Consider the following 16,604-nt stretch of genomic DNA (forward strand, 5'->3'; position numbering starts at 1 on the left):
CGGGACGGACGAACCTCTGGTGTGCCAGTTGTACCGCCAGGTGCACGGCTGGTTGGCTACGTTCGGAAGGGATAACCGCTGAAAGCATCTAAGCGGGAAGCTCGCCTTGAGATGAGGTCTCCCACCCTGTGAGGGGGTAAGGCTCCCGGTAGACGACCGGGTTGATAGGCCGGGTGTGGAAGCACGGTAACGTGTGGAGCTGACCGGTACTAATAGGCCGAGGACTTGACCACAAAGCATACTTTTCTAGTTTTTGCTCGCGTCCACTAGGCAATTCTGAGGCAGCAAACGGTGGTTTGTTGTTTCGTGGGGTTACGGCGGTTATGGCGGGAAGGAAACACCCGGTTACATTCCGAACCCGGAAGTTAAGCTTCTCTGCGCCGATGGTACTGCACTCGGGAGGGTGTGGGAGAGTAGGTCACCGCCGGACAATCTTTGTGGAGGGGGTTTCGACGCTGAGCGCGTCGGGACCCCCTCTTTTTTGTGTCACCCGAAGGGCTTGGGAGGGACGGCGAGGCGGTAGACCTGCCGGGAGCCGCCCTCCGGCCCGGGGTCGGTGGCCTCGGCAGGGGTGAAGCCGAGCCGCTCGTAGAAGGCGCGTGCACCGCTGGCGGAAGCGCCAGGGTGGTCGGCGCCGAAGGTGACCACCTCGACGCTGCCCGGGCCGCGTACGTACCTGCGCATCGCGTCAGCCATCAGTGCCCGGCCGATGCCCTGTCCCCGCGCCTGCTCCGAGACGACGAGCCATCGGACGTGGTAGGTCGGGGCATGGGATGTCCCGAACAACAGCCCGCCGAGGAGACCCGGGCCCGACGAGACTGCGACGAGCGCCGTCGATCGGCGGAGGTTCTTGCGCACGGCGTCGTGGAAGCCGGACTCGGCGACCATGGGCCCGAACCAGTGTTCGACCTCGGACGCCAAGCTGAGAAAACCGGGGAAGTCGTGCTCGTCCGCGACTCTGATCCTCATTTGTGCAGTGTGCCATGTTCGGTGCACGTCGCTGAGAGGGGATCTGTTACGCGTGGGCAGGATCGTGTCGGGTGGCCCTTCGGCGGACGAGGTTGTGACGGTCGGCACATGGTCGGCGCCTCCACCGGAGTCACGGGAACGGTGGTTGGTGGTGGCGGGTTGGTCGATGCGCCGCGCCGTGATGGCGGCCGGGCAGAGGCATGGCGATGCTGCGCTCGGCCGGGTGGTGTGCCGACCATGTTCGGTTCGCTGGCTTTCGGCGAGGAGGGCATGACGAACGGAGGGCCTCCGCGCACGTGACGTTCGCGGTTGTGGACCCGGGGCCCGCTTCCCTGGATGGAGCTCTCAGACGTTCAGGGTGCCGGAGAGCACCGTTACGGCCCGGCCGGCCAGGTGGACGCGGTCACCGTCGTGAGTCACGTGTACGAGGCCCCCTCTGTCCGACAGCTGGGCCCCCACCAGGGAAGATCGGCCGAGGCGGGTCGACCAGTACGGTGAGAGCGCGCAGTGGGCCGAGCCCGTCACCGGATCTTCTGGGACGCCGACGTTGGGGGCGAAGAAGCGGGAGACGAAGTCGGTCTCGGTGCCCCGCGCGGTGACGATGACACCTCTCGCGTCGACGGCGGCCAGGGCTGGAATATCGGGGGTCAGTGACCGTACCCATTCCTCTGACTCGAGCTCGACCAGCAGGTCGAGGTGGCTTTTTCCGACGCGGACCGGGGTCGCTCCGAGCGCTTTCTCCAGGCCGGCGGGAACGGTGGAGGGGGTCACCTCCTTCGCCGGGAAATCCATGGTGATCATGCCGTCGGAGCGACGATTCACGGTAAGCGTCCCGCTGGCCGTGGTGAATTCGAGCCGGCCGCTCGCCGCCCCGGTCGAATAGAGGACGTGGGCGGTCGCGAGGGTGGCGTGACCGCAGAGCGTGACCTCGACCATGGGCGTGAACCAGCGCAGAGAATCTCCGAGCAGGTAGGCGGTCTCGGAGAGGTTCATCTCGGCGGCTACGCTCTGCATCCATCGGTCAGTAACCGGAGAGTCCAGCAGGCAGACCGCTGCGGGATTACCCTTGAAAGCTGTGTCCGTGAAGGCGTCCACAGTGAAGAGGCGCATGTGCTCGATGCTATCCAAGGGTCGGATATCCAGCTGCAACCGGGCTGCAAGCCGTACAAAATGGAATTAGTCCTGGGCGTGTCGCGTGGCGAATGCGGAATCGTCGGTTACCGTCCAATGTGTAGGGACGTGCCGATTACGGTGAGTTCCTGAGGAAAGGACAAGCCGATGGGGGCTGTGCGCAAGGTGGTGAGCTACCTTGGCCTGGGCGGAATCGACCAATACGACGAGGGCTACGACGACGACGGGCACTACGAGGACGAATACGTGCCGGCTACGGAGCGGGCTGCCAGACGGTGGCGCGCGAACGTCGACTCGTCACGCATCGTGATGGTCCAGCCGCTCAAGTACAACGACGCGCCGATGATCGGTCAGCACTTCCGTGACGGGCAGACGGTGATCATGGACGTCACGGGCATGCCGATGCCCGAGGCGACGAGGATGGTCGACTTCGCCGCAGGGCTGGCCTTCGGGTGCGAGGGAAGGATCGAGCGCATCGCCGACCGCGTCTTCCTGCTCGCGCCGGCACACGTGGAGATCGAGGTTTCGTAGGAGACCCGCTGTGATGCGGGCCGCGGGTCTCCTGACGGGACCGGAGCTCCTTGTCGCGTGCGGGCGCGACGGGACGGCGGCCGGGTCACACCGAAACGGGCTGCGGTGCGGTCGCACGTTCAGCCCCGCAGGCCCGGCCTGCAGGTCCGTCCGCGATGGCGGGCCGGTGAAAGCCCCACGTGTGCGGGTCTCAACCCCACGTGCGGGCGGGGAAGCCCGATGCGGGCCCTGAGGCTCTGTACGGCGTGAACCACTGAGTGGTGAGGAAGCCCGGTACCGGGGCTGTGTCAAAGGCGGCTGCGCGTTCTCGAGTCCACCGTGGGTGAGGAAGCCGGGTGCCTGCCTTCGGCGGGAAGCTCAGCCTGCGCGCGGGCCGCGGCGGATCAGGCGGGCCAGCTCCACCGCGTCGGAGGCGGCCTGCCTCGCGCGGGCATCGGCTTCGCGGGCGTAGGCGTGCAGGGCCCACACCGCCCCCTCGGCCAGCTCTTTCAGCTCGCCCACCTGGGCCGTCACGTAGCGGGCGTCGGCTTCGACGAGCTTGCGGCGCAGCCAGAGCTGCCAGCCCGCCAGACCGATCATGGCCACGGCGGCCGCGACGAGCAGGTGGTTGAGGAAGACGGCGCCGACGAGGCAGGCGACCCCGGCGACGATCAGCACCATGGCGGCCCATGGCCGGCCGCGGGGTACGACCCCGTCGGCGACGATGGCCTCCTCGGCGGCGGCCATCGAGAGCTCGTCGGGACCCTCGGGCCGCAGGTGGATGCGGTGGCCGAGCAGCGGCACCGTCAGCGTCTCCGGCGGCTCCAGCCGGCTGTCGGCCTCCAGTTCCTCGGCGACGCCCCGCAGGATGGGCGCAGCCACGTGGAGGGCGATCGCCGCCAGATGGGGGTCGGCGCCGGGGTGCAGGTCGTCGAGCAGGTGTGAGCCGAGCGAGGCCATCGGGCCGGCCGGTCCGCTCTGGCCGATCAGCGAGCGCAGCACGGCGAGTGGTTCGTCCTCGGCCCAGGACGTGGCGGGGCTGCCGGTGCTGTTGTCGAGCGGGGCAGAGGAGTCGTGGTCGGACTGCCGGGCCGAGGTGATCTCGGAGACGCGGCCGCGCAACCTCGCCAGGCGGGCGGCGGCCACCGCGGGCTTGGCCAGTTCGGGGATCTCCGCCATCTCGGGGAAGTCGACGAGGGACGGCGGCACGACGACCGACGGCTCGTCCGGCACCAGTGACCGCATCCACTGCTGCGGGTCGGCGTGTTCCTGCACGGCCAGCACGTCGAGCTTGCGCAGCACGAAGATCTTGCCGGCGGGGCCGTAGGCGCCTCTGGCGGCGGCCAGCCAGAGGGAGCGCTGCCCGTGGGTGACCGGCCGGTCGAGGGACAGCTCGCCGAAGGCGGTGCCGAGCCATGAGGCGTGGATGCGACTGCCCTGCCCGGACACGGCCAGGGCCAGGCAGAGGAAGAGCGCGGTCTGTTGCTGGTCGCGCCCTGCCGCCCTGCTCAGCGGCTCGAGGGGGTCGTCGCCGGCGAGGATGGCGACCAGCGCTTCGACGGCGGGAGGCAGCCAGTAGCCGGGGATGTCGCGGAAGCCCGGGGCGGCGGGAGGTGCGGAGCCGTTGGCGGCGAGGTGTGCGAGCAACGCCTCCGCGTAGCGATGCACCTCCGTCGCTGCTTGGGGGCTCGCAGTCAGGTCCGTGCTCAAGGCAGAGAACTCCCCCATTTCGGCCTCAGTTCATGACCGCGTAAAGCCTAGCCGCTGGGGCGCGCCAACTCGGTGAAGGCGCGCCCACGACGGAACGGGAGCTTTGGGTCAACTGCGTGTTACATGCGCTCGGGGACAGGGACGCCCAGAAGGCCGAGCCCGGTCTCCAGCACGGCCATGGTCAGCGCGCACAACGCGAGGCGGGAGGCGCGCGTCTCCGGCGGCACTTCCGGCCGGAGCACCGGGCACTGCTCGTAGAACGTGCTCAGGAGGCTGGAGGTCTCGTAGAGGAAGGCGCACAGCCGGTGGGGCTCGGACTGCTCGGCCACTTGCTCGACGAGCGAGCCGAAACCGAGCAGATGGAGGGCCAGGGCGCGCTCGGCGGGGTCGCCCAGCAGGATCGGGCCCTTCGCGTCGGAGGGCTCGATGCCGGCCCGGCGGAAGATGGAGCGGATCCGGGCCGTGGCGTACTGCATGTAGGGGCCGGTGTTGCCGGTGAAGGCGAGCATGCGGTCGAAGTCGAGGACGTATTCGCTGTCGTGACTGACCGACAAGTCGGCATATTTCACTGCGCCCATGCCGACAGCACGCGCGATCTCGCTCTTCGTGGCCTCGTCGTAGCCCCGGTCGGAGATCGCCGCCGTGGCCCGGGCGATGGCCTCCTGCAGCAGGTCGAACAGCTTGATGGACTCGCCGGAACGGGTCTTGAACCGGCGGCCGTCCTTGCCGAGCATCATGCCGATCTGGACGTGCTCGGCCGAGACCGTGTCGGGCAGCCAGCCCGCCACCCGCGCCGCCGCGAACACCATGCGGAAGTGCAGCGCCTGCTCGGACCCCACGACGTAGAGGATGCGGTCGGCCTTGAGGTCGTGGACGCGGTAGCGGATGGCCGCCATGTCGGTGGAGGCGTAGCCGTAGCCCCCGTCGCTCTTCCTGATGATGAGCGGCAGAGGCTTGTCGTCGGAGCCGGTGAAGCCGGGCGGGAACACGCAGAGCGCGCCGTCGCTGATCACCGCCGCCCCGGAGGCCTCCAGGTCGTCGCACGTCTTCTGGAGCATGGGGTTGTACATGCTCTCGCCGGCGAGGTCGGCGTCGGTCAGCGTGACGCCGAGCAGCTGGTAGACCTTGTTGAAGTAGCGGACGGTGGCGTCCATGAACACGTGCCAGAGCCGCATCGTGTCGGGGTCGCCGGACTGCAGCGTGGTCACCCGCACCCGGGCGCGCTGCTTGAACGCCTCGTCGCCGTCGAACTTGGCCCGCGCCGCCTGATAGAACTCCGTGCCCATGCCGGCCTCGAGTTGCGCGACCGCGGTCTCCTCGCCGATGTCGAGCAGGTGCTCGATGAGCATGCCGAACGGGGTGCCCCAGTCGCCCAGGTGGTTCTGCCTGATCACGGTGTTGCCGAGGTGCTCGTGCAGGCGCGCCAGCGAGTCGCCGACGATCGTCGTGCGCAGGTGGCCGACGTGCATCTCCTTGGCCGCGTTGGGCGCGGAGTAGTCGATCACCACGGTCTGGGAGGGCGCGATCGAGCCGACGCCCAGCCGCGGGTCGGCCAGCACGCGCTGGGCCTCGGACTCGATCCACGAGTCGTCGAGAGTGATGTTGAGAAAGCCGGGGCCGCTGACGTCGACCGTGCCGGGGAAGTCGGACAGCGCGCTCTTGATCGCCTCGGCGACCTCCCGCGGCGCCCGTCGCAGTCGCTTGGCCAGGCTCATCGCGACGTTCGCCTGGAAGTCGGCGAACTGGGAGGGCCGGATCAGCGGGTCTGCGTCGGCGTGCTCGGGGCCGAACGCGTGCGCCAGCGCCTGCTGGACGCGCTCGGTGAGCACAATCTGCGGGTCGGTCATGCTTTAAGGGTACCGGCGAGCCTGACCGCGATGCTGATCGCCGCGGCCGCCACGACGGAGATGCCGACGGCCGTCAGATCCCTGGCCACGTCGCCGGGCTGGAGCGCGAAGAACTCCCTGACGAAGGGCAGCGTCAGGCTGACGGCGAACAGCACGGCCATGGCGCCGACGAGGACCGTACGCCACCAGTTGAGCGGCCTGGCGATCAGCACGAGCACCCACCAGGTGGTGAGGAAGAGCGCGATCACCGCGGACGTCTGGGTCTGGACGAGCGTCGTCGTGCTGTCGTGGGCGGCCCAGAACGCCAGCAGCACCGCCGCCGCGCACAACACCCCGGCGGGTACGGCGAAGCGCAGCACCCGGGGGACGAACCCGGGTCTGGCGCGTTCGAGCGTGGGCGTGAGCGCGAGGAAGAGCACGGGGATGCCGATGGTCAGGGCGTTCGTCAGCGTCGAGTGGCGTGGCGCGAAAGGGAACATCAGCCCCGCCAGCCCGACGACCACCGACAACACGATCGCGTAGAAGCTCTTGGTGAGGAACAGGTGGGAGACGCGTTCGATGTTGGCCAGCACCCGGCGGCCCTCGCCCACGAGGTGCGGCAGCGTGGCGAACCTGTCGTCCAGCAGCACCACCTGGGCGACCGCCTTGGTGGCCGGGCTGCCCGCCCCCATCGCGATGCCCAGGTCGGCGTCCTTCAGCGCGAGCACGTCGTTGACGCCGTCGCCGGTCATGGCCACGGTGTGGCCGCGGGACTGGAGGGCGGCGACGAACTCGCGTTTCTGCCGCGGGGAGACCCGGCCGAAGACCGTGTGGGAGTCCAGCAGTTCGCCGAGCCTGTCCGGGTCGTCACGCGGCAACGTCCTGGCGTCGATCGAGTGTTCGCCGCCGGGGATGCCCAGGCCGGTCGCGATCGCCGAGACCGCGTCGGGGTTGTCTCCGGAGATGACCTTGACCGTCACGCCCTGCTCGCCGAAGTAGCGCAGGGTGTCTCGCGCGTCGGGCCTGACACGCTGCGTGAAGGTGACGAGGGCGACGGGCTCGGGCTCCGCCCATGACGCGTCCGCCGACAGGACGTCCGTACGGCACAACAGCAGCACGCGGGTGCCGTCGGCGGCCAGCTCGGCGGCCCTGTCGTAACAGTCGCCCCCGTCGAGCAGCACGTCGGGAGCCCCCAGCACCCAGGTGCCGCGCTCGCCGAAGTCGGCGCCGCTCCACTTGCGCGTGGAGGAGAACAGCACGGTCGCGCGGGCCACCCACCCGTCCTCGACCCCGGGGAAGCGGGCGCTGATGGCCTGGGCGGTGGCGTTGGGCTGCTGGTCGAGGTGGGCGAGGGCGGCCAGCGCCGCCTCGACCGGCTGGCCGTCGCGCAGCGGCAGCACCCGGTCGAGGTCCATCCCGCCGGCCGTGAGGGTGCCGGTCTTGTCCAGGCATAGCACGTCCACCCTGGCCAGCCCTTCGACCGCGGGCAGCTCCTGGACGAGGCACTTGCGCCGCCCGAGGCGTACGACGCCGACGGCGAAGGCGATCGAGGTCATCAGCACCAGGCCCTCGGGGATCATGGTGACGATGCCCGCGACCGCGCCGGTGACCGCGGTGCCGAGATCGGCGGAGTTGCTGAGCTGGCTGTAGAGCAGCAGGCCGCCGACCGGGATCAGGAGCCAGGTGACGTACTTGATGAAGCCGGCGATGCCGTCCCGCAGCTCGGAGTGGGCGAGGTGGAACTTGCTGGCCTCCTCCGCGAGCCGCACGGCGTACGCGTCGGTGCCGACCTTCGTGGCGACGAACGCGCCGGAGCCCGCGACGGCGAAGCTGCCCGACAGGACCTCGTCGCCCGGCCGCTTGTGCACGGGGTCGGCCTCGCCGGTCAGCAGGGACTCGTCCACCTCCAGCCCGTCGGACTCGACGACCTCGCCGTCGACCAGCAGGCGCTCGCCCGGGCCGAGCAGGATGAGGTCGCCGAGGACGATCTGGCGGGCCTCGATCCGCTGCTCGCTTCCGTCGCGGCGGACGCGTACGGGAGCCTCGTTGATCACCGCGAGGCGGTCGAGCGTGCGCTTGGCGCGCAGCTCCTGGACGATGCCGATCAGCGCGTTGGCCACGATGATCAGCCCGAACATGACGTCCTGCCACTCGCCGAAGACGAGCACGAGGACGCTGAGCACCCCGATGACGAGGTTGAACAGCGTCAGGACGTTGGATCTGAGGATCGCGCTCAACGACCTGCTCGAGCGGCGCGGGACATCGTTGGTCTGCGCCCGCGCCACCTGTGCGGGAGTCAGGCCCCGCAGCGTTGAGGCAAGCCCGTCCACATGTCCCCCTGTTGCGTGGATCGGTCTCACACCCTAAAGGGTCACCACAGCCTGTGGGAGCGATGCGTGGCGGCGATCCGCTCGCCGACCTCGGTGACGATGCCGCTCGACGACAGGTCGTCCGCGAGTCGGCAGGCCGCGCTGATCGCCTGGGCCCTGGACGAGCCGTGGGCGATGACGACGGTGCCGTTCAGCCCGAGCAGGACGGCGCCGCCGTACGCCTCGGCGTCGAGGCGGCGGCGCAGCTCGCGCAGGCGCGAGCGCTGCATGGCGGCGCCGAGCCTGGCCAGCCTGCTGTCGCCGATGCTCTCCTGGAGCTCGGCGAACGCGTAGCGGACTGCGCCCTCCATGGTCTTGAGCGCCACGTTGCCGGTGAAGCCGTCGGTGGTGATCACGTCGGCCTGGCCGGTCAGCAGGTCGTAGCCCTCGACGTTGCCGGTGAAGTGGATGCCGGGAGAGCCCTGCAGCAGCTCGTGTGCGCGCTTGACGAGCTTGTTGCCCTTCTCGGCCTCGGCGCCGATGGTCAGCAGGCCGACCCTGGGCTGCTCGACGCCGTGGGCCAGCTCGGCGTAGGCGGCGCCGAGATGGGCGAACTGGACCAGCATCTCCGGCTTGGCCTCGGCGTTGGCCCCGGCGTCGAGCAGCAGGGTGGGGTGCGGGAGCGTGGGCAGGGCGACGGCTATGGCCGGCCTGAGCACGCCCTGCTGGCCTTTCAGCCTGAGCCTGCCGGTGGCGACGATGGCCGCGGTGGAGCCGGCGGAGACCACCGCGCCCGCGTCGCCGCGGCGTACGAGGTGGCAGGCGACGGCGAGGCTGGAGCGGGGGCGGCGCAGGCTGGCCAGCGCGCCCTCGTCCATGGCCAGGGCCTCCTCGGCCCGGACGATCGGGATCTCCCTCGTCGCGTCGTGGTCGGCGAGCGCTTCGTAGAGCACGCGGGGCGAGCCGACGAGAACGACGCGCAGGCCGCGCTCGCGTACGGCGTGGACCGCTCCCGCCACGATCTCGTGCGGTGCGTGGTCGCCGCCCATGGCGTCGAGCGCGATGGGCCTGCTGTCGGACAATGATCACCTCGTACGGCATCGAGCCCGCCGTCATGGCTTGGCCGGAACGCGGGCTCGGATGTCCGCATCGTAGGCACGGCAGTGCCAGGTTAACCGGCGGGTAGGCCCTCCTGGTTCCCGCATGGGGCGGTTCCAGTCGTGCCGGGCCCGTTCGCCGTCGCGAGGCGGGGCGCCGTCAGCGCAGGTTCCAGTCGGACATCCCGCGCGACACGATCACCTTGGAGAACTTCGACGCCCCCGTGACGCGGATCAGCGGACCGTCGGCCTCGGAGCCGCCGGTCACGTTGCGCTTGCCGAACATCGAGCTGCCCTCGTCGATCACGTGGGCGTTCTCGGGGACGCGCACGATCAGCTTGCTGAACCAGGCGTTCGTCTCGATCGTGATCTCGCGGCCGGGCAGGACGGCGTCGGACAGGTCGATGATCAGCGCGCCGAACCGCGCGGACAGCCTGGTGTTCCTGGAGGCGACCCAGCGGCCCTTGCGCACGACCTTGCTGAACTTCGAGTCGATGACCTGCTGCTCGATGGCGGTGGGCACGCCGGCGGCGGATATGTCGGGCAGGTCTTTGGTGATGGGGACGAGCTCCCCGACCGTTTTCGCCGTGTAGGTGAGATCGAGGCGGTCGGCGTGCTCGACGCTGGTGAGTCTGCCTGCGGCGAGCGCCTCGGACAGCACGGCGGCCACGCGGTCGCGGTCGTTGTCGGAGGCGCGAAGGTCCGGATCGTCGGTCACACGACGAGTGTAGGCCTATTCGCGATATGTCGCGAGTCTCGCCAAACCTCCAGAGAAACTTGGAGCCTGGTGGAACCGGTGACGCGACTGGGAGCGTCCGGGTATTAAGAACCGTAGACGCGCGACAGGGTCGTGAGGTTTACATCAGATCGAACAAAAAAGATGGGACAGGCCTAGTGATCTTGAACCAGGCAGGCACCCGACGCTTCAAGGCGTACACGTCCAAGCATCTCGACGAGCTCCTGCAGCGTGCGGGGCTCGGCGATGAGGAGCGGCTGAAGGTTCGCGCCGTGGCCACGGTGTTGCCGTTCCGGACGAACGCCTACGTCGTCGAGGAACTCATAGATTGGTCGGCCGCGCCCGACGACCCGATATACCGGCTCGTCTTCCCTCAGGAGGACATGCTGCCCGCGGAAGACGTCGCCCGGCTGGCCGACCTGCTCAAGGCCGAGGCGCCCAACGCCGAGATCCAGGCTGAGGCCAACCGCGTCCGCGCACAGCTCAACCCGCATCCCGCGGGCCAGAAGGAGCTCAACGTCCCGAAGATCGACGATGAGCCTGTCCCAGGCATGCAACACAAATATCCCGAGACCGTGCTGTTCTTCCCCAAGCAGGGGCAGACCTGTCACGCCTACTGCACCTACTGCTTCAGGTGGGCGCAGTTCGTCGGGGACGCGGACCTGAAGTTCGCCTCTGACGACATCGGCCAGATGGTGAGCTACATCCGCAGCCATCCCGAGGTCACCAGCGTCCTGATCACCGGCGGCGACGCCATGATCATGGGCGAGCCCGTCATCAGGCGATATATCGAGCCGCTCCTGGAGCTGGACCAGCTCGAGTCCATCCGCATCGGCACCAAGGCGCTGGCCTACTGGCCGCAGCGCTTCACCACCGACCCCGACGCCGACGCCACGCTCGGCCTGTTCGAGGAGGTCACGAAGGCGGGCAAGAACCTCGCGTTCATGGCCCACTTCTCGCACCCGCGCGAGCTGGAGTCGCCGCTGGTGGAGTCGGCGGTCAAGCGCATCCTCGGGAGCGGCGCCACGATCCGCACCCAGGCGCCGCTGATCAGGTCCATCAACGACGACCCCGCCGTGTGGGAGCGCATGTGGCGGCGCCAGCTCAGGATGGGGATGATTCCCTACTACATGTTCGTCGAGCGCGACACGGGTCCCCAGGACTACTTCGCGGTGCCGCTGGCCCGTGCGTACGAGATCTTCCGGGACGCCTACGCGTCCGTCTCCGGGCTCTGCCGCACGGTCCGCGGTCCGTCGATGTCCGCCACGCCCGGAAAGGTGTGCGTCGACGGCGTCACGGAGATCGCCGGGGAGCGGGTCTTCATGCTCCACCTCATCCAGGCGCGCGACCCCTCACTCGTGAGGCGGCCGTTCTTCGCGCGCTACGATCCGACCGCGGTGTGGCTGAGCGACCTCCGGCCGGCCTTCGCCGATCGTTTTCCGTTCGAGCAGGAGGAAGCCCTGCTGCCCGTCTGACGGTCGCGCGCGTCCAACGCGACCGGAAAATTACGCCCCGGCCCGTGACATTTGTTTTCGCGACCCATTGTTCACGGGCCGAAGGGTGGTTATGAGGCGGCCCGCGCGAAGTGCGCCGCGCGGGCGTGCACTATCAGAAACAAGACCCTCCTATTTCCGTTTTGTCTCCCCGCTCAACGCTCCCCCCTCACTCGGTAACCGTGCTGCAAACCCCTTCTACATGGGCATTCATGAGCCTGCGGCCGGTCACAGCGAGTGATAGAACTGCTGGCGTAGCTCAGCCGTGACGGCACGCCCGATGTGGTGCCCATAGCGCGTACGCCACGGCATTCGGGGGTTATCGATTCGCATTTCCACCGCATTCGAGAGCGATCGATCACGAGCCGGGAAGGCAATCATGAATCGAGTAGTCAAGGCGGCTGTAGCCGTCACAACATTTGGCTTGGCGGCGGCTTTGGCCGTGCCGGCCCAAGCGGACGTCCTCTCCGGCAGCCGGAGCGCAGGCACCACCGCGACGAGCCCGCTCGGCGGCGGCGGGATCACCGGCGAGCTGGTCAGCGCGCTCTTCGGCGTCCCCGCCCAGCCGCGGGGGCTGACAGAGGCCGAGAGGGACGCTCTGGCCGAGTACCGGAGGATAGCCGACAACCAGCGGCGGACCATGGGCACGCCCAACTCGGCCGAGGACGTCACCAAGGGTGGCGACCCGCTGGCCGAGCTGTCGCCGATCGTCGGCGGGATGGGGGTCCGTAACAGCCGCGGCGCGAAGTCGTCGCTGCCCCTGCTGTCGGGCGCGGCCCGCATGGCGGAGGCGGCGAACCCGTCGGCCAAGGCGTTCCGGCAGGGCAGGAGCGAGGTCGCCACCCAGGCCGCGACCGTGCACGGCGTTGTCGCCGCCCTGGCCGGCCTGGCCGAGTCGTCCCTCGGCAACACGCTGGTCAAGCTGCCGGTCACCGAGGGCGCGCCCGTCAAGGGCGTCGCGGCGCAGACCTCCGCGTCCGGTCTCACGCAGGCCGCCAAGAACGCGCTGCCGGGCATGCCCGGTGGACGGCTGTCCACGGTGATCGGGAAGGTCGCGCCCGCCGAGGCGGCCCCGGTCGCCGAGGCGCTGCCCGGCCTGCCCAGGGCCGCCACCCTGGACGAGCTCACGCCGCTCGTCCGGGAGGCCTCGGGCGCCCTCGAGACCAGCGGCACCAAGGCCGCCGCGTCGCACCGTGACGTGATGACCGCGCTCGGATGGTCCACCGGCGCGCTGACGAGCTCGGTGCGGAACTCCTGGGACCGCGACTAGCCGACGGCGGAGGCGCCGGCGAGCGTGGCTCGCCGGGGGCCGGCACGAGGGTTCGCGGGCGTCACAGGTGCCGACGCCGGGAGCCAGGTCGTGCCGGTGACCCGTAGGCCGTCTCCTCGGCAGGAGGAGCGGGACATCGCCGTCCACGGATAGGGATCTCACCGTGGCGGGGACGCCGTCGTGCTGACGTGCCAGGCCGGTGGGGCGCTCACAGGTGCCGAGCGCTCCGGGCCGGCCGCGCGTGGGTCGCGAGTCGTCGCGCGCACGGGCCGCGCACGCGGGTGATCTCATGACGGGCGAGGGCGGACGCGTCCGAGCCCGGGGCGAGCTCGCGCACCGCGCCGCCACTGCAGGGCGGCGGCGCCGCACGAGCCGCCCGCCGCCGGCCCCACCCCGGGGCCGGCGGCATGCTTTCTCCCCCTCCCTTTACGGCACCGCCAAGGTCACCCCACCCGCCGAACGTGGCTGAGGGCCTCCAGGGAGACGCCGTCTGACCGCCACGTGGCGGGCCGCCGACACGCGCGCATCGCCGGCCGTCAGCACGGCCTGCCCGTGCGCCGGGTCCAAGGCCGGACCTGCCGCCCGGGACGCGCCCGGGAACGCGTCGACGACGCGGGTGGCTCGACGAGCGGCGAGCGCATGCAGTGCGGGCCCGAGTGGGCCCTTTCCCGCGACGTGGTGGAACGATGGCGTTGGTCTCGTCAGGACGGCGTGTCGCGGCGGGGCGGAGGGAGACCGCACGAGCCGTGCGGCGGGGCCAGGGCAGACCGGCGCGATGCGGCCGGGATCGGGCGGCCCGACGCCGTGCGGGGGCGGAGAGCGGCGCCGTGCGGGCTCAGGGGAGTCGGACGCCGGTGCGGCGGGCTATCTGGGCCTGCAGCCTGGCCATCTGCCAGTGCAGCTCCAGGAGCTGCTCGGCGAGCTGCATCCGCGGGATCTCGGACACGTCTTCGGTGGCCAGGTGGTCAATCGCGGCCGAAAGCTCTCCCATCGCGCGCTCCCACTCCATCGCCGTTCCCCAGATCGAATTGGCGTTCGAATTCTATCGGAACGGCAGGCTCGCTGTCAGTCATTAACCCCTCCCGTCGCCGGCGTTTCGCACACGTGATCGAAGGCCGGGCACGACGAAAGGCGCCACACCGGCGGCGGGGTCGGTGTGGCGACAGCGTGGGGGCGGGGTCAGCCCTTGTTGTAGGCGGCGATGACCTCTTTCGGGTCGCCGTCCATCTTGATCTTGCCTTTGTGCAGCCAGATGACGCGGTTGCAGGTCTCCTCGATGACCTTGTGGTCGTGGGCGACGAGGAAGACCGTGCCGGCCGACTCGCGGATCTTGCGGATGCGCTCCTGGCTCTTCTTGCGGAACTCGCGGTCGCCGGTCGCCAGGGCCTCGTCGATCAGCAGGACGTCGTGGGTCTTGGCGGAGGAGATGGCGAAGCGCAGGCGGGCGCCCATGCCGGAGGAGTAGGTGGACATGGGCAGCTGGACGAACTCGTCGATGCCGGAGAAGTCGACGATCTCCTGGTATTTCTCGCGGACCTCGGCCGGTGTCATGCCCATGGCGTAGCAGCCGAGCACGATGTTGCGCTCGCCGGTCAACTCGCGCATGAGAGCCGCGTTGACGCCGAGCAGCGACGGCTGACCGTCGGTGTAGACGGCTCCTTTGTGCGGCGGCAGCAGGCCCGCGATGGCCCGCAGCAGCGTGGACTTGCCCGAGCCGTTGCGCCCCACGATGCCGATGGCGTCGCCGTGGTAGGCCACGAACGTGACGCCCTTGACCGCGTGGACCTCTTTCATCTGCGGGCGTCCCTGGCGCTTCAGAAGGCGTGTGAGGGCGTTGACCGCGTTGCCCTTCTCGCTCTCCGAGGCCGCGCCGTAGACACGGTAGACGATGTGGAGGTCGTCGACGATGACGGTCGGAGTGCCCGTGGGGACGTCAAGAGGCCGCTTGCCCGAGGGCTCCGGGTTGGGATGCACCTTGACATCCTTGCCCGGGACGGCGGGCTTCTCGCCCTTCACCTGTGACAGCTCCTTGGTCAGTTCAGCCACGCCCGTACCTCTCCTCGGACCGCCAGAAGTACCAGAAGCCGAAGCCGAGCACGAACACCGCCCAGAATACGCAAGACAGCACCACCGTCGCCGGGGGGTGGTAACCGTACTGCTGGTTGTGCGACCCGATGAGGATCTCGCGCATCCACTCGATGTAGGAGGCGGCGGGGTTGAGGTACATCACGTCCGCCACCCACTGCGGCAACTCCGCCTTCCCGACGACCTTGTCCTGGATCGAGAAGAACACGCCCGAGGCGTAGAGCCAGGTGCGGGAGATGAACGGCAGCAACTGGTTGAGGTCGCGCATCTGCGCGCCGAGCCGGGCGACCACCAGGCCCATCCCGACATTGAACATCGTCTGGAGCAGCAGCACCACCGGGATCATGAGCCAGAACCACGTCGGCCACTCGCCGGTGGCCCAGACGATGGTGAGGAGGACGCCCATGGAGATGGCGAGCTGCTGGAGCTCCTGGATCGTGTAGGCGAGCGGCAGCGAGGCCCTGGGGAAGTGCAGGGCCCGGATCATCGACAGGTTGCCGGAGATCGACTTGGCGCCGGCGGTGACCGTGCGCTGCGTGTAGGTGAAGATGAACATCCCGGTCAGCAGGAACGCCGGGTAGTTGTCGATGCCGTCTCTGCCGCCGAGGACGACACCGAACATCACGTAGTAGATGCCCGCGTTGAGCAGGGGAGTCAGCACCTGCCACAGCTGGCCGAGCGCCGAGCTCGAGTATTTCGAGACGTTGCGCGAGGTCGCGTATGTCAGGATGAAGTGGCGGCGCTGCCACAACTGGCGCAGGTAGACAGGGAACCTCGGCCGCGCGATGGCACGGCGAAGCCCATATCGCTTGGCGAGCTTGGCCAGCGGCTCCTGCCCGCTTCGGCCGCCCGCCTGGGCGTCCGCGACAGCGGATTCCGGCTGGCTCATGGCAAGGACTCTATTGGATCCCAGTCGGTGAGGTGCCTGTCGCACGGGTCGGCGACAGTCAGTTGGACGGAGTCTCGGGACGCTGGGTTCCAAGGCGCCGTCAAGACCTGCTCAACCGTAGCTCAGCCGGGCGGGGTGTGGCGGCGTGTGGCGGCAAGGGCGCGAGCGCCTTCGTGTAGGGGGTAATTTTCATCGGCAGTTCACGTCCATGCAGGACCTGCTTGGTGTGGTCTGTACCGTTCCATACTGATAGGGCTAAATGTCTGTGACGGTTGATGGGCGTACGTGTGACCGAACTGCAACGCGCCAGAGACGTCCTGGTGGCAAGTAGTGAGGGATAGTCGCGATCGACTGGCAGGGCGTCGGCTGGTTTGACCATGTCAGCCAAACCCGGGGGGATACCAGGACCCCCCGTCAGGCTGCTCACGATCACCGCAGCTCAGCGCTTACGCCCACCTGTAGAGGGAGGAAATCTTTCACCATGCGTGTTACTAAGGGCGCACAGATCGTCGCCGGTACCGCGCTGCTGGCCCTCGCGGTTGCCGCGTGTGGCGGCGGTGCCTCGGACAGCGGTGGCAC

At 69.1% G+C, this 16,604-nt stretch carries 13 protein-coding genes and 2 rRNA genes; 5 read left to right on the top strand and 10 right to left on the bottom strand.

The annotated features are described in order from the left end of the window. Both ABGB14_RS21270 and rrf read left to right on the top strand, forming a co-directional pair. Positions 1–233, top strand: a 23S ribosomal RNA gene (locus ABGB14_RS21270); the annotation flags it as partial. An 80-nt stretch (positions 234–313) separates the two neighbouring features. Further along, positions 314–430 (top strand): 5S ribosomal RNA (rrf, locus tag ABGB14_RS21275). Positions 431–486: 56 nt separating this feature from the next. On the opposite strand, the gene ABGB14_RS21280 is transcribed toward rrf, so the two are convergent. Together ABGB14_RS21280 and ABGB14_RS21285 are read right to left on the bottom strand one after the other, a co-directional pair. Continuing rightward, positions 487–969, bottom strand: coding sequence for a GNAT family N-acetyltransferase (locus ABGB14_RS21280; RefSeq protein WP_347645552.1), 483 nt, complete (start codon positions 967–969; stop codon positions 487–489). Positions 970–1,314: 345 nt separating this feature from the next. After that, complete coding sequence (locus ABGB14_RS21285; protein ID WP_347645857.1) at positions 1,315–2,079, bottom strand: PhzF family phenazine biosynthesis protein; 765 nt, start codon at positions 2,077–2,079, stop codon at positions 1,315–1,317. 168 nt (positions 2,080–2,247) lie between these two features. On the opposite strand from ABGB14_RS21285, the gene ABGB14_RS21290 reads away from it, so the two are divergent. Continuing rightward, positions 2,248–2,631 (top strand): cell division protein SepF, encoded by a 384-nt coding sequence (locus ABGB14_RS21290; RefSeq protein ID WP_132331033.1) that lies wholly within the window; start codon positions 2,248–2,250, stop codon positions 2,629–2,631. Positions 2,632–2,988: 357 nt separating this feature from the next. On the opposite strand, the gene ABGB14_RS21295 is transcribed toward ABGB14_RS21290, so the two are convergent. The 5 genes from ABGB14_RS21295 to ABGB14_RS21315 all read right to left on the bottom strand — a co-directional run bounded on the left by ABGB14_RS21295 (position 2,989) and on the right by ABGB14_RS21315 (position 10,270). Further along, a complete protein-coding gene (locus tag ABGB14_RS21295; RefSeq protein ID WP_347645553.1) occupies positions 2,989–4,278 on the bottom strand; it encodes a hypothetical protein in 1,290 nt (429 codons plus the stop codon). A 161-nt stretch (positions 4,279–4,439) separates the two neighbouring features. After that, a complete protein-coding gene (gene argS, locus ABGB14_RS21300; RefSeq protein WP_347645554.1) occupies positions 4,440–6,167 on the bottom strand; it encodes an arginine--tRNA ligase in 1,728 nt (575 codons plus the stop codon). Continuing rightward, on the bottom strand, positions 6,164–8,476 hold the full coding sequence (locus ABGB14_RS21305; protein ID WP_347645555.1) for an HAD-IC family P-type ATPase: 2,313 nt from the start codon (positions 8,474–8,476) through the stop codon (positions 6,164–6,166). Before ABGB14_RS21305 ends, argS begins: the two co-directional genes overlap by 4 nt. 41 nt (positions 8,477–8,517) lie before the next feature. Then, entirely contained in the window at positions 8,518–9,537 is a 1,020-nt protein-coding gene (gene plsX, locus ABGB14_RS21310; protein WP_347645556.1) for a phosphate acyltransferase PlsX, read from the bottom strand. 175 nt (positions 9,538–9,712) lie between these two features. Continuing rightward, positions 9,713–10,270 carry a DUF1707 domain-containing protein gene (locus ABGB14_RS21315; protein WP_347645557.1) on the bottom strand — a complete coding sequence of 186 codons (558 nt, stop codon included), beginning with the start codon at positions 10,268–10,270 and terminating at the stop codon, positions 9,713–9,715. A 176-nt stretch (positions 10,271–10,446) separates the two neighbouring features. Between ABGB14_RS21315 and ABGB14_RS21320 the strand changes: the two genes are divergently transcribed. Further along, positions 10,447–11,763 (top strand): lysine 2,3-aminomutase, encoded by a 1,317-nt coding sequence (locus tag ABGB14_RS21320; RefSeq protein WP_347645558.1) that lies wholly within the window; start codon positions 10,447–10,449, stop codon positions 11,761–11,763. Positions 11,764–12,223: 460 nt separating this feature from the next. Then, positions 12,224–13,051 (top strand): hypothetical protein, encoded by an 828-nt coding sequence (locus tag ABGB14_RS21325; protein WP_347645559.1) that lies wholly within the window; start codon positions 12,224–12,226, stop codon positions 13,049–13,051. 835 nt (positions 13,052–13,886) lie between these two features. On the opposite strand, the gene ABGB14_RS21330 is transcribed toward ABGB14_RS21325, so the two are convergent. The 3 genes from ABGB14_RS21330 to ABGB14_RS21340 form a co-directional block, all read right to left on the bottom strand. Then, positions 13,887–14,042, bottom strand: a complete 156-nt coding sequence (locus ABGB14_RS21330) for a hypothetical protein (protein WP_165977444.1) — start codon at positions 14,040–14,042, stop codon at positions 13,887–13,889. A 188-nt stretch (positions 14,043–14,230) separates the two neighbouring features. Beyond that, complete coding sequence (locus ABGB14_RS21335; RefSeq protein WP_347645560.1) at positions 14,231–15,097, bottom strand: ABC transporter ATP-binding protein; 867 nt, start codon at positions 15,095–15,097, stop codon at positions 14,231–14,233. Continuing rightward, the gene (locus ABGB14_RS21340; protein WP_347645561.1) at positions 15,090–16,025 is read right to left on the bottom strand and encodes an ABC transporter permease; all 936 of its coding nucleotides are present in this window, start codon (positions 16,023–16,025) and stop codon (positions 15,090–15,092) included. Before ABGB14_RS21340 ends, ABGB14_RS21335 begins: the two co-directional genes overlap by 8 nt. Between the last annotated feature and the right edge of the window lie 579 nt (positions 16,026–16,604).

It is taken from the genome of Nonomuraea sp. B10E15 (assembly GCF_039871615.1).
Taxonomy (GTDB): domain Bacteria; phylum Actinomycetota; class Actinomycetes; order Streptosporangiales; family Streptosporangiaceae; genus Nonomuraea.